Raw genomic sequence first — 14,429 nt, forward strand, 5'->3', positions numbered from 1 at the left:
GTACCCGTTTATCAGATGGATGATGCTACGACCATCTGTTGAATGACGCAATGGAGTTACCATGAATACGTCAGTTGTTTCACCGGGCCGCGCTGGCCTGATATTGCTGCTAACCGGCCAGATGCTGCCGATGATTGATACCTCAATCACCAACGTCGCGCTGGACGCCATCACCCATTCGCTGAACGCCACCGCCACCGAGCTGGAGCTGATTGTCGCCCTCTACGGCGTGGCCTTCGCCGTCTGCCTCGCGCTCGGCAGCAAGCTGGGGGACAACTTTGGCCGTCGGCATCTGTTCATGTGGGGCGTCGCGAGCTTTGGCCTGGCCTCGCTGCTGTGCGGGATGGCGGGGAACATTGAACAGCTGCTGACCGCGCGCATCGTCCAGGGGGCGGGAGCCGCGCTGATCGTGCCGCAAATTCTTGCCACGCTGCACGTGACGCTGAAAGGTACGGCGCACGCTAAGGCCATCAGCCTGTTTGGCGGCATCGGTGGGATTGCGTTTATCGTCGGCCAGATGGGCGGCGGCTGGCTGGTGTCGGCGGATATCGCCGGGCTGGGCTGGCGTAACGCCTTCTTTATCAACGTGCCGATCTGTCTGGTGGTGCTGGCGCTGAGTCGCCATTTCGTACCCGAAACCCGTCGCGAGACGCCGTCACGCATCGACTGGACCGGAACCGTGCTGCTGGCGATCATTCTTTGCTGCCTGCTGTTCCCGATGGCGCTCGGCCCCCAGTGGCACTGGTCGTGGCCGCTGAAGGTTATGCTTCTCGCCATTATTCCGCTGGGTTGGCTGACGGCGCTGAATGCGCGCAAAAAGGAGCGTGAGAATGCCCATCCGCTGATCCCGCCGCGCCTGCTGCAGCTTCGCAGCGTTCGCTTTGGCATTCTGATTGCGATGCTCTTTTTCAGCGTCTGGTCCGGGTTTATGTTCTGTATGGCGCTGACCATGCAAACCGGTCTGGGGATGGCACCGTGGCAGTCCGGAAACAGTTTTATCGCGCTGGGCGTAACTTACTTTATTTCGGCGTGGTTCGCGCCGCGTCTGATTGCTCGCTACAGCACCAGTACCATTCTGCTGACGGGTCTGGCGATCCAGATTGCCGGCCTGCTGGCGCTGATCGCCACGTTCCGCGTCTGGGGAATGGAGAATACCGCCCTGACGCTGGCACCCGCGACCGGGCTGGTCGGCTACGGGCAGGCGCTGATCGTGAACAGCTTCTACCGCATCGGGATGCGCGATATTCAGCCTGACGACGCGGGGGCTGCGAGCGCCATTCTCAGCACGCTGCAGCAGGCCGCGCTGGGGCTTGGCCCGGCCATTTTTGGCGCGATTTTGCTGCACGCGCTGCAAAACCATCACGGGGATTACACCCATGCGGTTAACGTCTTCCTGATGGTGGAAACGGCGATGATGGTGGTGCTTGCCCTGGCGACGCTGCGCATCCGCCATAGCCTGTGCCTGCCGGTGGTGAAGGTCTGCCAGGCCACCAAATAAGCCTGGGAATTTGCATAATAGATCCGCAGCCGCCATTATGGGGCTGCATCAATACAGGAGACGTTATGCAGGAATTAATTGCTCAGGTTGAAGAGTTAGGCATTGAAATTAATCACACCACCTCTTTAGTGATTATCTTTGGTATTATTTTTCTTACCGCCATCATCGTTCATTTTATTCTGCACAAAGTGGTGCTTCGCGCGTTCGAAAAACGCGCGCAGGCCAGCAGCCATTTATGGCTGCAGATCATTACCCAGAATAAATTATTTCACCGTCTGGCCTTTACCCTTCAGGGGATAATCGTCAATGTCCAGGCGGTACTGTGGCTGCAAAAAGGCAGCGAAGCGGCGGAAATTCTCACTACCTGCGCAAAGCTGTGGGTCATGGTGTATGCCCTGCTCTCCTTCTTCTCGCTGCTGGACGTGATTTTTAATCTGTCGCAGAAAATGGCCACCGCATCACAGCTCCCGCTGAAGGGGATCTTCCAGGGCATCAAGCTGGTGAGCGCCATCCTGGTGGGGATATTGATTATCTCCCTGCTGATCGGCCAGTCCCCGGCGATTCTGATCAGCGGTCTGGGCGCCATGGCCGCCGTGCTGATGCTGGTGTTTAAAGACCCGATACTCGGACTTGTGGCAGGGATTCAGCTTTCTGCCAACGACATGCTCAAGCTCGGCGACTGGCTGGAGATGCCCAAATACGGTGCCAACGGCACGGTAACGGACATCGGTCTGACCACCGTTAAAGTACGCAACTTCGATAATACGATTACAACCATTCCGACGTGGGCGCTGGTCTCCGACGCCTTTATCAACTGGAGCGGCATGTCCGCCTCCGGCGGGCGACGCATTAAGCGCAGCCTGAATATTGATACCACCAGCATTCATTTTCTCGACGAGCAGGAGCAGCAGAAACTTATTCAGGCGAAGCTGCTGAAGCCCTATCTGGCCGCGCGACATGAGGAAATTAGCCTGTGGAATCAGAAGAACGGTGAAGGGGAGTCAGTATTAAATCTGCGTAAGATGACCAATATTGGGACCTTCCGCGCCTACCTGAATGAATATCTGCGCAACCATCCGCGTATTCGCAAAGATATGACGCTGATGGTGCGCCAGCTAGCGCCTGATGCGAATGGTTTGCCGATTGAAATATATGCCTTCACCAACACGGTGGTCTGGGCAGAATATGAGGAGATTCAGGCCGACATCTTCGACCATATATTCGCGGTGGTGGATGAATTTGGGCTGCGTATTCACCAGTCCCCGACCGGGAACGATATTCGATCCCTGGCGGGCGTTATCGCCAGATAATCCGTTTGTAGGCCCGGTAAGCGAAGCGCCACCGGGCGTGAAGGCAGGTGCAGTCTGGTGCCCTCACCCCGGCCCTCTCCCACGGGGAGAGGGAGAAAAGCAGATCACTTTTTGCGGGAAAGCTTAAACGCCACAAACAGGAAGATAACCCACACCGGCAGCAGCATCGCCGAAAGACGCATCTCATCCATGGTGCACATCAGCACCAGAATCAGCCCGAGGAAAGCGATACAGATATAGTTCCCCGCCGGGTAAAGCAGCGCTTTGAACTGCGTCTCGCGTCCCTTGCGGCGCATCGCGGCGCGAAAGCGCAGGTGCGCAAGGCAGATCATGATCCAGTTCAGCAGCAGCGTGGCAACAACCAGCGCCATCAGCAGGCCAAAGGCCTCTTTCGGCAGGAGATAGTTGATCAGCACCACCAGCGACGTAATGGCGCCGGAAAGTAACAAGGAATTCACCGGCACGCCGCGACGGCTGACGCGGGTGAGGAACTTCGGCGCGTTGCCCTGCACGGAGAGGCCGAACAGCATGCGGCTGTTGGAGTAAACGCCGCTGTTATAGACCGACAGAGATGCAACCAGAATGACGAAGTTCAGCGCCGAGGCCACCACGTTGCTGTTCAGATCGTGGAAAATCATCACGAACGGGCTGCTGTCGGACTTCACTTCCACCCACGGATAGAGCGCCAGCAGCACCACCAGCGAGCCGATGTAGAACAGCAGAATCCGGTACACCACCTGGTTGACCGCTTTGGGAATGCTTTTATGCGGGTCGCGCGCTTCCGCGGCGGTAATGCCGATCAGCTCTAGTCCACCGAAGGAGAACATGATCACTGCCAGGGAGAGGATCAGCCCTTTCCAGCCGGTCGCCAGGAAGCCGCCGTGCTGCCACAGGTTGTCGATCGTGGCGCGCTCGCCGCCGTGTCCGGAGAAGAGCAGCCACAGGCCAAAGCCGATCATCCCGATAATCGCCAGCACCTTGATCAGCGCAAACCAGAACTCGGTTTCGCCATACAGGCGCACGTTGACGAGGTTAACGGCGTTAATAATGATGAAGAAGGCCGCCGCCCAGATCCACGTCGGAACATCCGGCAGCCAGTACTGCATGTAAATGCCCGCGGCGGTCAGCTCCGCCATCCCCACCAGCACGAACATTACCCAGTAGTTCCAGCCGGACAGGAAGCCTGCAAACGGGCCCCAGTATTTATAAGCAAAGTGCGCGAAGGAGCCTGAAACCGGCTCTTCAACGACCATTTCGCCAAGCTGGCGCATGATCAGGAAGGCGATAATCCCTGCGATACCGTAACCCAGCAGCACCGCCGGGCCAGCCATCTGAATAGCGGGGCCGATGCCGAGAAACAGCCCGGTACCGATCGCGCCGCCAAGGGCAATTAACTGAATATGTCGATTTTGCAAACCACGTTGCAGCGTCGGATTCTGATCCGACGAGGCTTCAGCGCTACCATGGCCTGAAGCGAATGACGCGTCTTTCACGTCCTACCCCTGTCTCTTTTTTAGAAGGGGCACGTTTTAACACTTCATGCTGGAGGTAGCAAGGGATTGGGGCATCCCTGCCCCGGATAACGAGATGGAACGCTTAAAACGCGTAGCCAACCGAAACCTTAAAGGTGCGCGGTTCGCCCTGCGTAATATAGGTACCGGAATCATCCACGCTGGCCCAGTAGTTTTCATTGGTCACGTTGTCGATGCCCGCACGAACCGTCATCTGGTTTTCATTGTGGTTCACCGCGAAGCGATAACGCATCCCCAGATCCAGCGTGGTGTAGCTGTCCAGCTTTTTGGTGTTTGCCAGGTCAGCGTACTGCGCGCCGGAGTGGTTCACGCGGGCGGTGGCGGTCAGGCCGTCAATCGGCTTGATGTCGTACTCAGCGCCCAGCACGGCGTAAAAGTTCGGGATCCCGATCGCATCGTTGCCCTGATTCACGCCATTTTTGGTTTTGGTCAGTTCGGCCTGCAGCCAGGTGGCGCTGGCGTTCAGACGCATCCCCAGCATTGGCTCGCCGAAGACGTTCAGCTCCACGCCACGGTTACGCTGCTCGGCGTCCAGGCCGTAGTGGCCGCTGTCGTCGAGGATCGCCGACGGCATTTTGATTTCGAACAGCGCAAGCGATCCGCCCACGCGGCCGAAGTCCGCCTTCACGCCCACTTCGTTCTGCTTAGAGTGAACGATACCGGTGCTCTGGCCGTAGTTGGTGGCGGTGTTAGGTGCGGTTTTGCCCGGCTGCAGCGCTTCGGTGTGGTTTGCATAAAGGGAAATTTCCTCCCACGGCTTGTAGACCACGCCGTAGGTGGGCATCCAGCGGCTGCCGTCGAAACCGTCCGCCGCGTTTTCCGCCCCGGTGACTTTGTTATACCCGCGAATGACCACCTTCTGATGGCGGGCGCCTGCGGTGAACAGCAGCTTGTCGTCCAGCACGCCCAGCGTATCGCTCAGCAGCCAGCCCTGGGTACGGGTGCGCCCGCTGGTCAGCGGATCGCTGTACTTTCCGCCGGAACCATTGAAGTTGGTGCTGTCCGGCATATCGACGCCGGTGTTGTGGTAGATGTTGGTGGTCGGGTTATCTTTCGCCGCCGACATTTTCCACGCGATTTTTTCGTTTTTGGTCATCGCCGAATAGCCAACGTTGACCTTGTGCGAGACGAAGCCTGTATTGAAATTACCGCGAACGCCCGCCATGCCGCTGACGGAATCGCTGATGCGGTTGGTGTCGAGACGGCTGACCGTTGCCTTGCCGCTTTTATCCACCAGCTTCGGCGCGCTGTAGATGCCTTCCTCGTGCGCGTGCTGCGCGCCAAGACCGGTATAGGCGGTCCAGCCGTCGGTGATGTCGTACTCGCTGCGCCACATCCCAAATTCGTTTTCGATATTGCTGTAGGCCCACTTCTGCGAGAAGTTGCGATCGTTTTTCGGCGGCTCCGGAACGAAATCCACCGCGGAAATATTGACGCTGGTCGGGCTGCCGTGGAAGGTTTTCTTCTGATAGCCCAGATCCAGCGAGGTGCGGAAGCGGTCACCCGTGTAATCCAGGCCGGTAGAGAGCAGCGTGGTGCGTCGGCGGTCATTCGGTATGCCGGTTTCCCCTTCGCGATGAACCAGGTTCACCCGCGCGCCGAGCTGGTCGCTGTCACCGTAGCGACGGCCCGCATCCAGCGTGGTGCCAATCTGGGAATCCGAGGTGTAGTCCACGCCGACTTTGGCCTGCGGGAGTTCGCCCGCGTGTTTTGGCTCAAGGTTGATCATCCCGCCCACGCCGGAGCTTGCCGCGCCGTTCATCAGCGAGTTGGCCCCTTTGAAGATCTCGATGCGGTCGACCATCTGGGTATCCACCACCTGGCGCGGCAGCACGCCGGACAGGCCGCCAAAGGTCATGTCGTCGCCGTCGAACTTCAGGCCACGGATGCGGTAGGTCTCCGCGCTGTTGCCGTACCCCTGAACGAACTGCACGCCCGCGTCGTTCGCGACGACATCGGCAATGGTTTTCGCCTGCTGATCTTCCACCAGCTTCGAGGTGTAGCTAATGATGTTGAACGGCACGTCCATGGCGTTCTGCTGGCCCAGCATCCCCATGCGCCCGCCGTTCGCCACCTGTCCGTCAAGGAAGGCCGGTACCAGCTGGTCGCCACCGGGTTTGAAATCGCTGGCTGGAGCAGCCTGGACAACAAGGGTGTCCTCTTTTTGATTGTCCGCCGCGAAGGCGGAATGTGTCGCCGCGCCAACGGCGAGCGCCAGCAGCGTTTTGTGCATGATGGTGTTGTTCATCGTTAACTCATTTTAAAGTGCGCGCAAAAATGACCCGTTGTCGGGCCTTAGAATGTATTGAATGCAATGCAAATGAGAACTATACGCATTATCCATGCGTTAGCAAGCGTAACCGCGTTCATAAGGAGATTTGGCGAGAAAAGAGGGGGAACAGCCACCCCGTTTCGGGGATGGCTGCAATAACATTATTTTTTCTTGTAGATATTGGCCGTACCGTGAATTTTATTGTTGGTGTTCCCTGAAGTGAGCACCAGGACATCCGCACCTTGCTTATCGGCTTTCTCAATCAGTTCTTTTTTCGCATCATCCACCGATACTTCATTCGAGGTGTTTACCGTACCGATTTTTTTATATTGAGATGCAACTTTCTTGAACTCGCTTTTAGTGAGTAGCTGGGCAGCAAAAGCATTGGTCGTAAACAGTAACGCCGTTCCCAACAAAATAGCAGTCGTCTTTTTCATAACCTTTTTCCTTGAGATTAATCAGCAACTACGAAAAACCTCACGCATTGTGGTGAGGTTTTATGAGCATGGTAGAGAATCTCAGGAATTGCCATGCGTTCGGGAAAAATCTTTTATAACAACCCGTTGCATGAAATTACTAACGAATATTAAGAATATTCGAATACCCGCGCGGTGCCAGCAATATCAATGCGTACCGCCGTGCCCGGGTTCCATCCTGGCTGGCTTACGGTCTTCAGAATTACGGGCTGCTGCTGCCCGGCTAATCCCAGGGTGAGCGTTGACAGCTGGCCGGTGAAGTCCACGTCGAGAATCGAGATAGGGCTTTCATGCCCTGCACATGCCGTCACGCGTAATTGTTCAGGACGCATCATTACCCTGCCCTGTCCTGTCGCCTGCGCGTTGTCCGTCGGCACTTCACCCAGCGCGCACACGGCATACCCGGCAGCGAGCTGAGCAGGCAGGATCACGGCATCGCCAAGAAACAGCGCCGTCTCTTCGTCAACGGGACGGGTGTAAACGTCATAAGGCGTCCCGACCTGCGTGAAGCGCCCGGAGCGCATGACGGCAACCTGCGTGGCAAAGGACAACGCTTCGTTCTGATCGTGGGTGACCAGAATCGAGGCCACGCCCGCTTCGGCCAGCAGATCGGCCGTTGCCTTACGCGTCATGGCGCGAAGGCCGGTATCCAGAGCCGAGAACGGTTCATCCAGCAGCATCAGTGAAGGTCGCTGGGCCAGCGCACGGGCCAGCGCCACGCGCTGCTGCTGTCCGCCGGAAATCTCGTGGGGCCAGTGCGTTGCGAGCTGCCTGTCCAGAGAAACCATCTCCATCAGCGCCTCAACGCGCTGGCGCTTTTCGTGGCGGGTGCCGTCCAGCCCCCAGGCAATGTTGTCTGCCACATTGAGGTGCGGGAACAGCGCGCCCTCCTGAGGAACAAAACCAATCCGGCGCAGGTGGGCGGGAACAAAACTGTTTTCGTCGAACAGCGTTCTCCCCTGCATGACAATGCGCCCGGTGTCAGGCGTTTCGAACCCGGCCAGAATACGCAGCAGCGTGGTTTTCCCCGACCCGGACGGCCCGACAATCGCCGTCCTGCTCCCCGGCGCCACGCTCAGGTTTAAGCTGTCGAGCACCTGCACATCAGAAAACGATTTAGAAATGGCGGTTAATTCAAGCATGTCATAGCCCTGCAATTTTTTTCGACTGCATATAGAGAATGGCGGTGAGCGGGAGTGAAATCAGGATCATCAGCATCGCGTAAGGCGCGGCGGCAACATAGTCAATTTCACTGGTCAGCGCCCAGAATCCGGTGGAGAGCGTGCGCGTGCCCAGCGGAGAGAGCAGCAGCGTGGCGGTCAACTCGTTGCTGACGCCGAGGAAAACCAGCGCGGCCCCCGCCGCCGCACCCGGCGCGGCCAGCCGCATCGTGACGCTCCAGAGCGCCTTCGCGGGCGTGCTGCCCAGGCTGCGCGCCACGTTCTCCAGCTCGACCGGCGCCTGCGCAATCCCCGCCCGCAGGTTGATGAGCGCACGGGGCATAAACATCAGCAGGTAGGCAAGGAATAGGGTAATTTCCGTCTGGTAAATGGGACGGGCGTAGTGAATGGTGACGGTGACCAGCGCCAGCGCCGTGACGATGCCCGGCAGCGAGCTGGTGATATAGATGCACCCTTCCAGCATCCGGAAGATGCGGTGCGGATAGCGAATACCCAGCCACGCGATGGGGATCACGCACGCCGTCGTCAGAAGCGCACCGCCCACGCCGAGCATCAGCGTCTGGCGCAGGGAATGCCAGAGATCGGCACTCATCCAGTTTTGCACGCCGCCGAGCCAAATCCAGCGACACAGGACAATTAACGGCACGCCCAGCGCCAGAACAATCAGCACGATGAAAAACAGCTGGCCCAGCGCGGCGGCCGCAGGCTTCAGCGGCCAGCATTTCTGCTCGCGCGCGGCCCCGGCGCCAATGCGCGCGTAGCGTGCTTTTCCGCGCGTCACGCCTTCCAGCATTAATATAGCCAGACAGCACAAGGCCAGCACGCCCGCCAGCATGTTCGCCGCCGGGCCGCTGAAGGTAGACTGGAACTGGTCATAAATTGCCGTGGTGAAGGTATCAAAGCGGATCATCACGTACAGGCCATATTCCGCCAGCAGGTGCAGCGCCACCAGCAGCGCGCCGCCGCAGATAGCGAGCTTGAGCTGGGGAAGCACCACGCGGAAAAAGACCCGCCACGGCGGCGTACCCAGCGAAGCGGCGACATCTTCCAGCGTCGGGTCAAGGCGACGCAGCACCGCCGCAACCGGCATATAGATAAACGGATAGTAGGCAAGAACCGAGAGGAACACGCCCGCGGAGAGCCCGTGCATGGACGGGACAGCGCTCACCCAGGCGTAGCTTTGCACAAACGCGGGGATCGCCAGCGGGGCGACCGCCAGTGCGGACCAGATCCCTCGCCCGGCAAGCTGCGTGCGCTCCGTGAGCCAGGCGATTGCCACGCCCGTCATGATACACAGCGGAACCGCTAAAGCCGTCAGCCACAGCGTGTTGCTGAGCAACTCAGCAACACGCGGGCGAAACACCAGCGCCTTAATGGTTTCCCAGCCGGTCTCAATGCCAATGGCAATGATAAAACCCAAAGGCAGAAGCGCCATCAATGAAAACAATACAGCTAACGCAACCATCGGCAGTGCAGGACGCCTGCGGGCAGGCTCCTGCACTCTGTTTTTTCCGATGTCGAGACTCAGACCAGACATAAGACGTTCACTTCACTCTCAGGATCACAGCAGGCCGGCTTGCGTCATCAGCTCGATAACTTTTTTACTGTTGAGCGTTGAAGGTTCAACTTTCGGCGCATCAAGATCTTTCAGCGGGACCAGTTTCGGGTTTGAGGCCGCGTTCACGCCCACGGCATATTCAAAGGCGTTGTTGGTCCGCAGGCTTTCCTGGCCTTCTTTACCGGTAATGTACTTGATGAAGGCCTGAGCCTGCGCTTTGTGTTTGCTGGACGCCAGCACGCCGCCGCCAGAGAGGCTCACGAACGCGCCCGGATCCTGGTGTTTGAAGTAGTAAAGCTGGGTGTTTTTGCTGTTTTCACCGGTTTTGGACTGATCGACAAAACGGTAGTAGTGATAAATCACGCCGCCATCAATCTGACCGGCATTGACCGCTTTCATCACGGTGCTGTTGCCTTTATAGGCAACGAAATTGGCTTTCATCGCCTTGAGCCATTCCAGCGTGGCCTTTTCGCCTTTCAGCGCCAGCATCGCGCTCACGATGGCCTGGAAATCCGCGCCTGACGGTGATGCCGCCCAGCGCCCTTTCCACTCGGGTTTTGCCAGATCCATCAGCGATTCAGGCAGCTGCTTTTCGTTCAGCTTTTCCGGGTTATACACAAACACCGTGCTGCGGGCCGCGATGCCAATCCAGCGGCCGTGCGCCGGACGATATTCTGCCGGTACCTGCTTCAGGGTGTCTGCATCCAATGGCGCAAACAGGTTGGCGTTATCCACCAGCACCATTGAAGGCGAGTTCTCCGTCAGGAATACGTCTGCCGGGGACGCGCTGCCTTCCTGAACCAGCTGGTTACCCAGCTCGCTGTCATCGCCATTACGCAGAGTGACTTTAATGCCGGTTTCTTTGGTAAAACCGTCAACCCACGACTTCACCAGGTTTTCGTGCTGCGCGTTATAAACAACGATACCTTCGTTGTTATCGGCGGCAACCGCTTGTGTGGAAAGGAAAAGGGATGAAGACAACAAGGCAAGCGAGAAGCAGGACAGCAGGCGAGAATTCATGAACATATCCTTTATAGACCAACGGGATTAACGACTCATAGCTTTGTGGGACAGGATTAAAGCATACAACAACGCTAATGATAATTAGTATCAATCGAGTTTAGTCGTAAAAGTGTAAAATTTCTTTTTAGCAGATTTTAGAATGATAAAAATCCAAATTTTAATGAGAGATAATTTTTAGATTAAGAAAACCTTAAGCCTGCCTACAGTGAAATTCATTAGCCTTCTATTCATTATGACGCGAAGGTAAATCTGTTATTCATGCGCCCGGCAGATATAAAAGCCCCGATCTTGCGGGGCTTTTTATGCTTATCTGGAGGTAGCTAAGTTTATAAGACTACTCATTTAAAAAGCATCACATCGCCGCATGAGGGGCATACATAGGATAGGTGAAGAACAATAAATGCACGCAGTTCAGCCCAAAATGGAATAACGTTGCAACCCAGAGCCTGCCGCTCCACATCCACGCCAGGCCGTAAATAATGCCGGAGAGGCTGGCAAAAATAATCAGTAGTAAACCGCCGCTATAATGCATCAGTCCAAAGATGACTGAGGCAATCAACAGCGCGACAACAGGATGAATAATCCGGGACAAGCGTTGCTGCAGGTAGCCTCTGAACAAGGCTTCCTCAGCCAAAGAGACGAAAAAAATATTCGCAAGGGCAAATTGAGCGAACCATTCAGGCGCATGCGGCTCAATTCTAAGTCCGCCCAACGCAACAGCCAGAAGTAACAGCACGGGTATCGCAAGAACCAATATTCCCCAGCCGACCTTGCCCGCTTTATAGAGGGGTTTTGCGACGAATAACGTTGGCATGCACGTAATTAAAAAGAACGGCACCACTGCCTTGTCCATATTAAAGTACATACTGAACGGTATGCTTTGCGGACCAACGACGACAGCATCCAGCACTTTGGGGTTATGGAAGCCCGGAATCACATGCAAAACCAGGGCAACGGCGATGACCACGCACAGGCCTTCGACCAGATAGGTATATTTATTATTTTTATTACGTAGCCATTCAACAGCAGACCAGCCAACAACGATTGATGCAATAACCAGCAGCGCCGGGGCGTCAAGAATGCCCTGTTTCCAGCCGAGAAATGCCGTTAATCCCAGCATTAGATAAGCCAGGCTTTTATTAAGGGAGAGTGCGGCAAGCGAAGTTGCGAGTAGATACCACATAAATGTCCTTCTTGACCGGTAAATTTTAGGGGCGATGTCCCAAATATGTCCCACAGCGGAAATCAGGAGGATGTGAAAGAGGCGTAACTCTATGAAATGAAATGGCACCCCTGTAGGATTGAAACTAAGTGTACAATCTTATGATTTTAAATATAAAACCAATTTAAGGAAATGAGACATACCCCCAATAATACCCCCAAATGCAAACGAGCAAAGCTATACCAGAAACATTCGCACTTTCAGTAGAGTGTTTCCTGTCCAACCAACGTCATTTACGTTGACGTGGAACGGCAGGTTTTTGTCTCTCAACCCAGGCATCGACTTCTAACCGATTATACATTATCGGACTGTTATCCTTAGGCTGACAATCGCCTGAATAGTGTCGATACTCCCTTCCCTCCATCCATGATTTTTCCCGTGCAGATCTGATAGCGTTCTTTGTGAGGCCCGTGATCGCCATCAGTAAAGACTCTGTAACCCATTTATTAGGCTCTATTCGAACTGTTTGATATTCCATAACCTACACACAATTTTTGACGAGGAGGATGACAGTTGAACATGTATTTGATGGACCTGAAAGAGGTTTGCCGCACTGTTGGGTTCAAAAAACGGCTATTTACAAGTGGATGAACACGGGTGAGTTCCCAAACTCTATCAAGATAGGTAGTTCCGTAAGGTGGGTATCAACAGACGTGGAAGCATGGATCACTGAAAAAGTTCGAGCATGTAGGGAGGATAAGTAGCGGTAAAGTTAATTTTTAACTTCGCACATTTTCAACAAGTACACGACTAAAGGAAATATATGCATGATGCCAAAAGCTCGCACTAACCTTTCTGATGATTCATTCATTGACCTCAAATACATAACTAACGATTCGGGGTTCACAGCAAAATACTTTTACTCAATTATAAAGCGGGGAGAATTCCCTGCTCCGGTAAAGCTTGGAAGAAGTTCGAGATGGTTACTCAAAGATTATTCTGAATGGAAAGCCAGACATATTGCGAAAAGGGACACCAAAATGCATTTGAAGTAAAATGCAACTCGGTAGCTTGGCATGAACACTGAGCAACCAGCCGCCGCCTGTTCTTGCATACGACAGGCGGCGGCTTCTTCAGCTTCCTGATTGCAGACTTTCAACCTTATTATTCAACTCTTTGATCGCCTGAAGGCATAGCGCGATGACGCCAGAATATTCCACTGTGTAGCTGCGCTTACTGTCATCTTTTTTTCTTATCAGCTGCTGGGTGATTGTCACCTCACCAGCCTCATTAACTTCTTCAACTGACTCATACTGATCATGATCTTCAAATACTGACCCGACAGCCTCCGGCAGAACTTTGATGAGTTCCTGGGCAATAATCCCAGCAGATGGAAGGCCGCTGTCCTTCCAGTTGAATGTTACCCCTTCTAAAGCCATAACTTTTTCAAGAGCACCCTCAATGCGCTTGATATCGTCTTTTTTATCGGCGTCTGAAGTCTGGGTCAGCGATACGCAGGTGATATTTCCAGGAGTGGTAAATCTGTCCCCCCGCATTGAGAAATATTTTTCTGTTCCGGGTTTGGCTGCCTGGGTTGTGACAAATACCAGATCACCAAAATTTTCGCAGAAGGAGTAGGACATAGTATCCAGGGAGCCCGGATACTTGAACGCAAACACTCCGAAACTACTGGATTGAGTAATGACATTTACTGCACCAGTGGCATTTAACGAAGATGAAATCGTGCCTCCTGATTTTCCGTCAACAGAATTAAGGCGCGAGTCATCGCCGGCGGCGACCGTTCCCGCCGCTGCGCCGACGTTCCTCGTAGCGCTGTTTCCTAAACCTAGGTTTGTGCGAGCGCCTGATGCGGTTGTCGAACCGGTACCGCCCTGTGCTACAGATAGCGCTGTAGTGAGTCCGCTTAGAGAGGTGATGTCACTGTTTGAACCTTTTGCCGCCTTGCCTGAAAGTGATGTGGTAATGCTATTCCAGGCTGGTCCCGTCCATGTCGTTCCATCCGGCAAAGTTACCGTTACATTTCCGGTTCCGGAAAAAATGCTTTGCCAGTTCTGTTTGTCGTAATTCAGTCCACGCAGCGCTTCAGCAGTTTGCGCCACCAGCGCAGCAGTGACCATGTTCAGCGCCACGCGGGGCACCGCTGACCATGCCGCGCCGGATTGCGTTGGCCCGGTGAAGTTGCTGACCAGTGTAAGTTGCGCATTACTCTCAACCGATTTAACGGGGAGCGTATAATCAACGCCGCCGACAGTGGAGACAATAAAATCACCGGCAGCAAGTTCTGTTGAGAATGAGGTTCCGGAACCGCCGACAACAGCGGATCCGTTCGTCAGGGTGATGGTGCCTGCTGACATAATGGACTCCTGAATTCAGATATAAAAAACCCGCCGAAGCGG

The 14,429-nt window shown here is 55.1% G+C and carries 12 protein-coding genes; 3 read left to right on the forward strand and 9 right to left on the reverse strand.

What is annotated here, in order from left to right; translation table 11 throughout:
• Positions 1-61 precede the first annotated feature (61 nt).
• Both M2422_RS08825 and M2422_RS08830 read left to right on the forward strand, forming a co-directional pair.
• Positions 62-1,498: an MFS transporter gene (locus M2422_RS08825; protein ID WP_064673584.1), complete on the forward strand. Its 1,437-nt coding sequence runs from the start codon at positions 62-64 to the stop codon at positions 1,496-1,498.
• 65 nt (positions 1,499-1,563) lie between these two features.
• Positions 1,564-2,808: a mechanosensitive ion channel family protein gene (locus tag M2422_RS08830; protein WP_048978906.1), complete on the forward strand. Its 1,245-nt coding sequence runs from the start codon at positions 1,564-1,566 to the stop codon at positions 2,806-2,808.
• Between the two features lie 104 nt (positions 2,809-2,912).
• On the opposite strand, the gene pheP is transcribed toward M2422_RS08830, so the two are convergent.
• From pheP to xisR, 8 genes are all read right to left on the reverse strand, one after another.
• Positions 2,913-4,301 (reverse strand): phenylalanine transporter, encoded by a 1,389-nt coding sequence (gene pheP, locus M2422_RS08835; RefSeq protein ID WP_064673583.1) that lies wholly within the window; start codon positions 4,299-4,301, stop codon positions 2,913-2,915.
• 103 nt (positions 4,302-4,404) lie between these two features.
• Positions 4,405-6,588, reverse strand: a complete 2,184-nt coding sequence (locus M2422_RS08840; RefSeq protein ID WP_064673582.1) for a TonB-dependent siderophore receptor — start codon at positions 6,586-6,588, stop codon at positions 4,405-4,407.
• A 185-nt stretch (positions 6,589-6,773) separates the two neighbouring features.
• Entirely contained in the window at positions 6,774-7,049 is a 276-nt protein-coding gene (gene yahO, locus M2422_RS08845; RefSeq protein WP_033144835.1) for a DUF1471 family periplasmic protein YahO, read from the reverse strand.
• Between the two features lie 149 nt (positions 7,050-7,198).
• Entirely contained in the window at positions 7,199-8,230 is a 1,032-nt protein-coding gene (locus M2422_RS08850; protein ID WP_064673581.1) for an ABC transporter ATP-binding protein, read from the reverse strand.
• A gap of 1 nt (position 8,231) precedes the next feature.
• Positions 8,232-9,806, reverse strand: a complete 1,575-nt coding sequence (locus tag M2422_RS08855) for an iron ABC transporter permease (RefSeq protein WP_064673580.1) — start codon at positions 9,804-9,806, stop codon at positions 8,232-8,234.
• 24 nt (positions 9,807-9,830) lie between these two features.
• The gene (locus M2422_RS08860; RefSeq protein WP_039263996.1) at positions 9,831-10,847 is read right to left on the reverse strand and encodes an iron ABC transporter substrate-binding protein; all 1,017 of its coding nucleotides are present in this window, start codon (positions 10,845-10,847) and stop codon (positions 9,831-9,833) included.
• A 355-nt stretch (positions 10,848-11,202) separates the two neighbouring features.
• Positions 11,203-12,033: a CPBP family intramembrane glutamic endopeptidase gene (locus M2422_RS08865; protein ID WP_064673579.1), complete on the reverse strand. Its 831-nt coding sequence runs from the start codon at positions 12,031-12,033 to the stop codon at positions 11,203-11,205.
• A gap of 268 nt (positions 12,034-12,301) precedes the next feature.
• Entirely contained in the window at positions 12,302-12,550 is a 249-nt protein-coding gene (gene xisR / locus M2422_RS08870) for an excisionase family protein (RefSeq protein ID WP_061715832.1), read from the reverse strand.
• Positions 12,551-12,659: 109 nt separating this feature from the next.
• Here xisR and M2422_RS08875 point away from each other — a divergent pair, with 109 nt between their 5' ends.
• Entirely contained in the window at positions 12,660-12,776 is a 117-nt protein-coding gene (locus tag M2422_RS08875) for an AlpA family transcriptional regulator (RefSeq protein ID WP_231113510.1), read from the forward strand.
• Positions 12,777-13,145: 369 nt separating this feature from the next.
• Here the strand turns inward: M2422_RS08875 and M2422_RS08885 are convergent, their stop codons facing one another.
• On the reverse strand, positions 13,146-14,387 hold the full coding sequence (locus M2422_RS08885; protein ID WP_081273734.1) for a tail fiber domain-containing protein: 1,242 nt from the start codon (positions 14,385-14,387) through the stop codon (positions 13,146-13,148).
• Positions 14,388-14,429: the final 42 nt, after the last annotated feature.

Source organism: Enterobacter sp. SLBN-59 (assembly GCF_024807915.1).
GTDB lineage: Bacteria > Pseudomonadota > Gammaproteobacteria > Enterobacterales > Enterobacteriaceae > Enterobacter > Enterobacter asburiae_B.

What these genes read in the sequence shown, in the direction of transcription:
- M2422_RS08825 (WP_064673584.1), top strand. Translation starts at nt 62, where the DNA reads ATGAATACGTCAGTTGTTTCACCGGGCCGCGCTGGCCTGATATTGCTG.
- M2422_RS08865 (WP_064673579.1), bottom strand. Translation starts at nt 12,033, where the DNA reads ATGTGGTATCTACTCGCAACTTCGCTTGCCGCACTCTCCCTTAATAAA.
- yahO (WP_033144835.1), bottom strand. Translation starts at nt 7,049, where the DNA reads ATGAAAAAGACGACTGCTATTTTGTTGGGAACGGCGTTACTGTTTACG.
- M2422_RS08850 (WP_064673581.1), bottom strand. Translation starts at nt 8,230, where the DNA reads ATGCTTGAATTAACCGCCATTTCTAAATCGTTTTCTGATGTGCAGGTG.
- M2422_RS08855 (WP_064673580.1), bottom strand. Translation starts at nt 9,806, where the DNA reads ATGTCTGGTCTGAGTCTCGACATCGGAAAAAACAGAGTGCAGGAGCCT.
- M2422_RS08885 (WP_081273734.1), bottom strand. Translation starts at nt 14,387, where the DNA reads ATGTCAGCAGGCACCATCACCCTGACGAACGGATCCGCTGTTGTCGGC.
- xisR (WP_061715832.1), bottom strand. Translation starts at nt 12,550, where the DNA reads ATGGAATATCAAACAGTTCGAATAGAGCCTAATAAATGGGTTACAGAG.
- M2422_RS08830 (WP_048978906.1), top strand. Translation starts at nt 1,564, where the DNA reads ATGCAGGAATTAATTGCTCAGGTTGAAGAGTTAGGCATTGAAATTAAT.
- M2422_RS08860 (WP_039263996.1), bottom strand. Translation starts at nt 10,847, where the DNA reads ATGAATTCTCGCCTGCTGTCCTGCTTCTCGCTTGCCTTGTTGTCTTCA.
- M2422_RS08875 (WP_231113510.1), top strand. Translation starts at nt 12,660, where the DNA reads ATGAACACGGGTGAGTTCCCAAACTCTATCAAGATAGGTAGTTCCGTA.
- M2422_RS08840 (WP_064673582.1), bottom strand. Translation starts at nt 6,588, where the DNA reads ATGAACAACACCATCATGCACAAAACGCTGCTGGCGCTCGCCGTTGGC.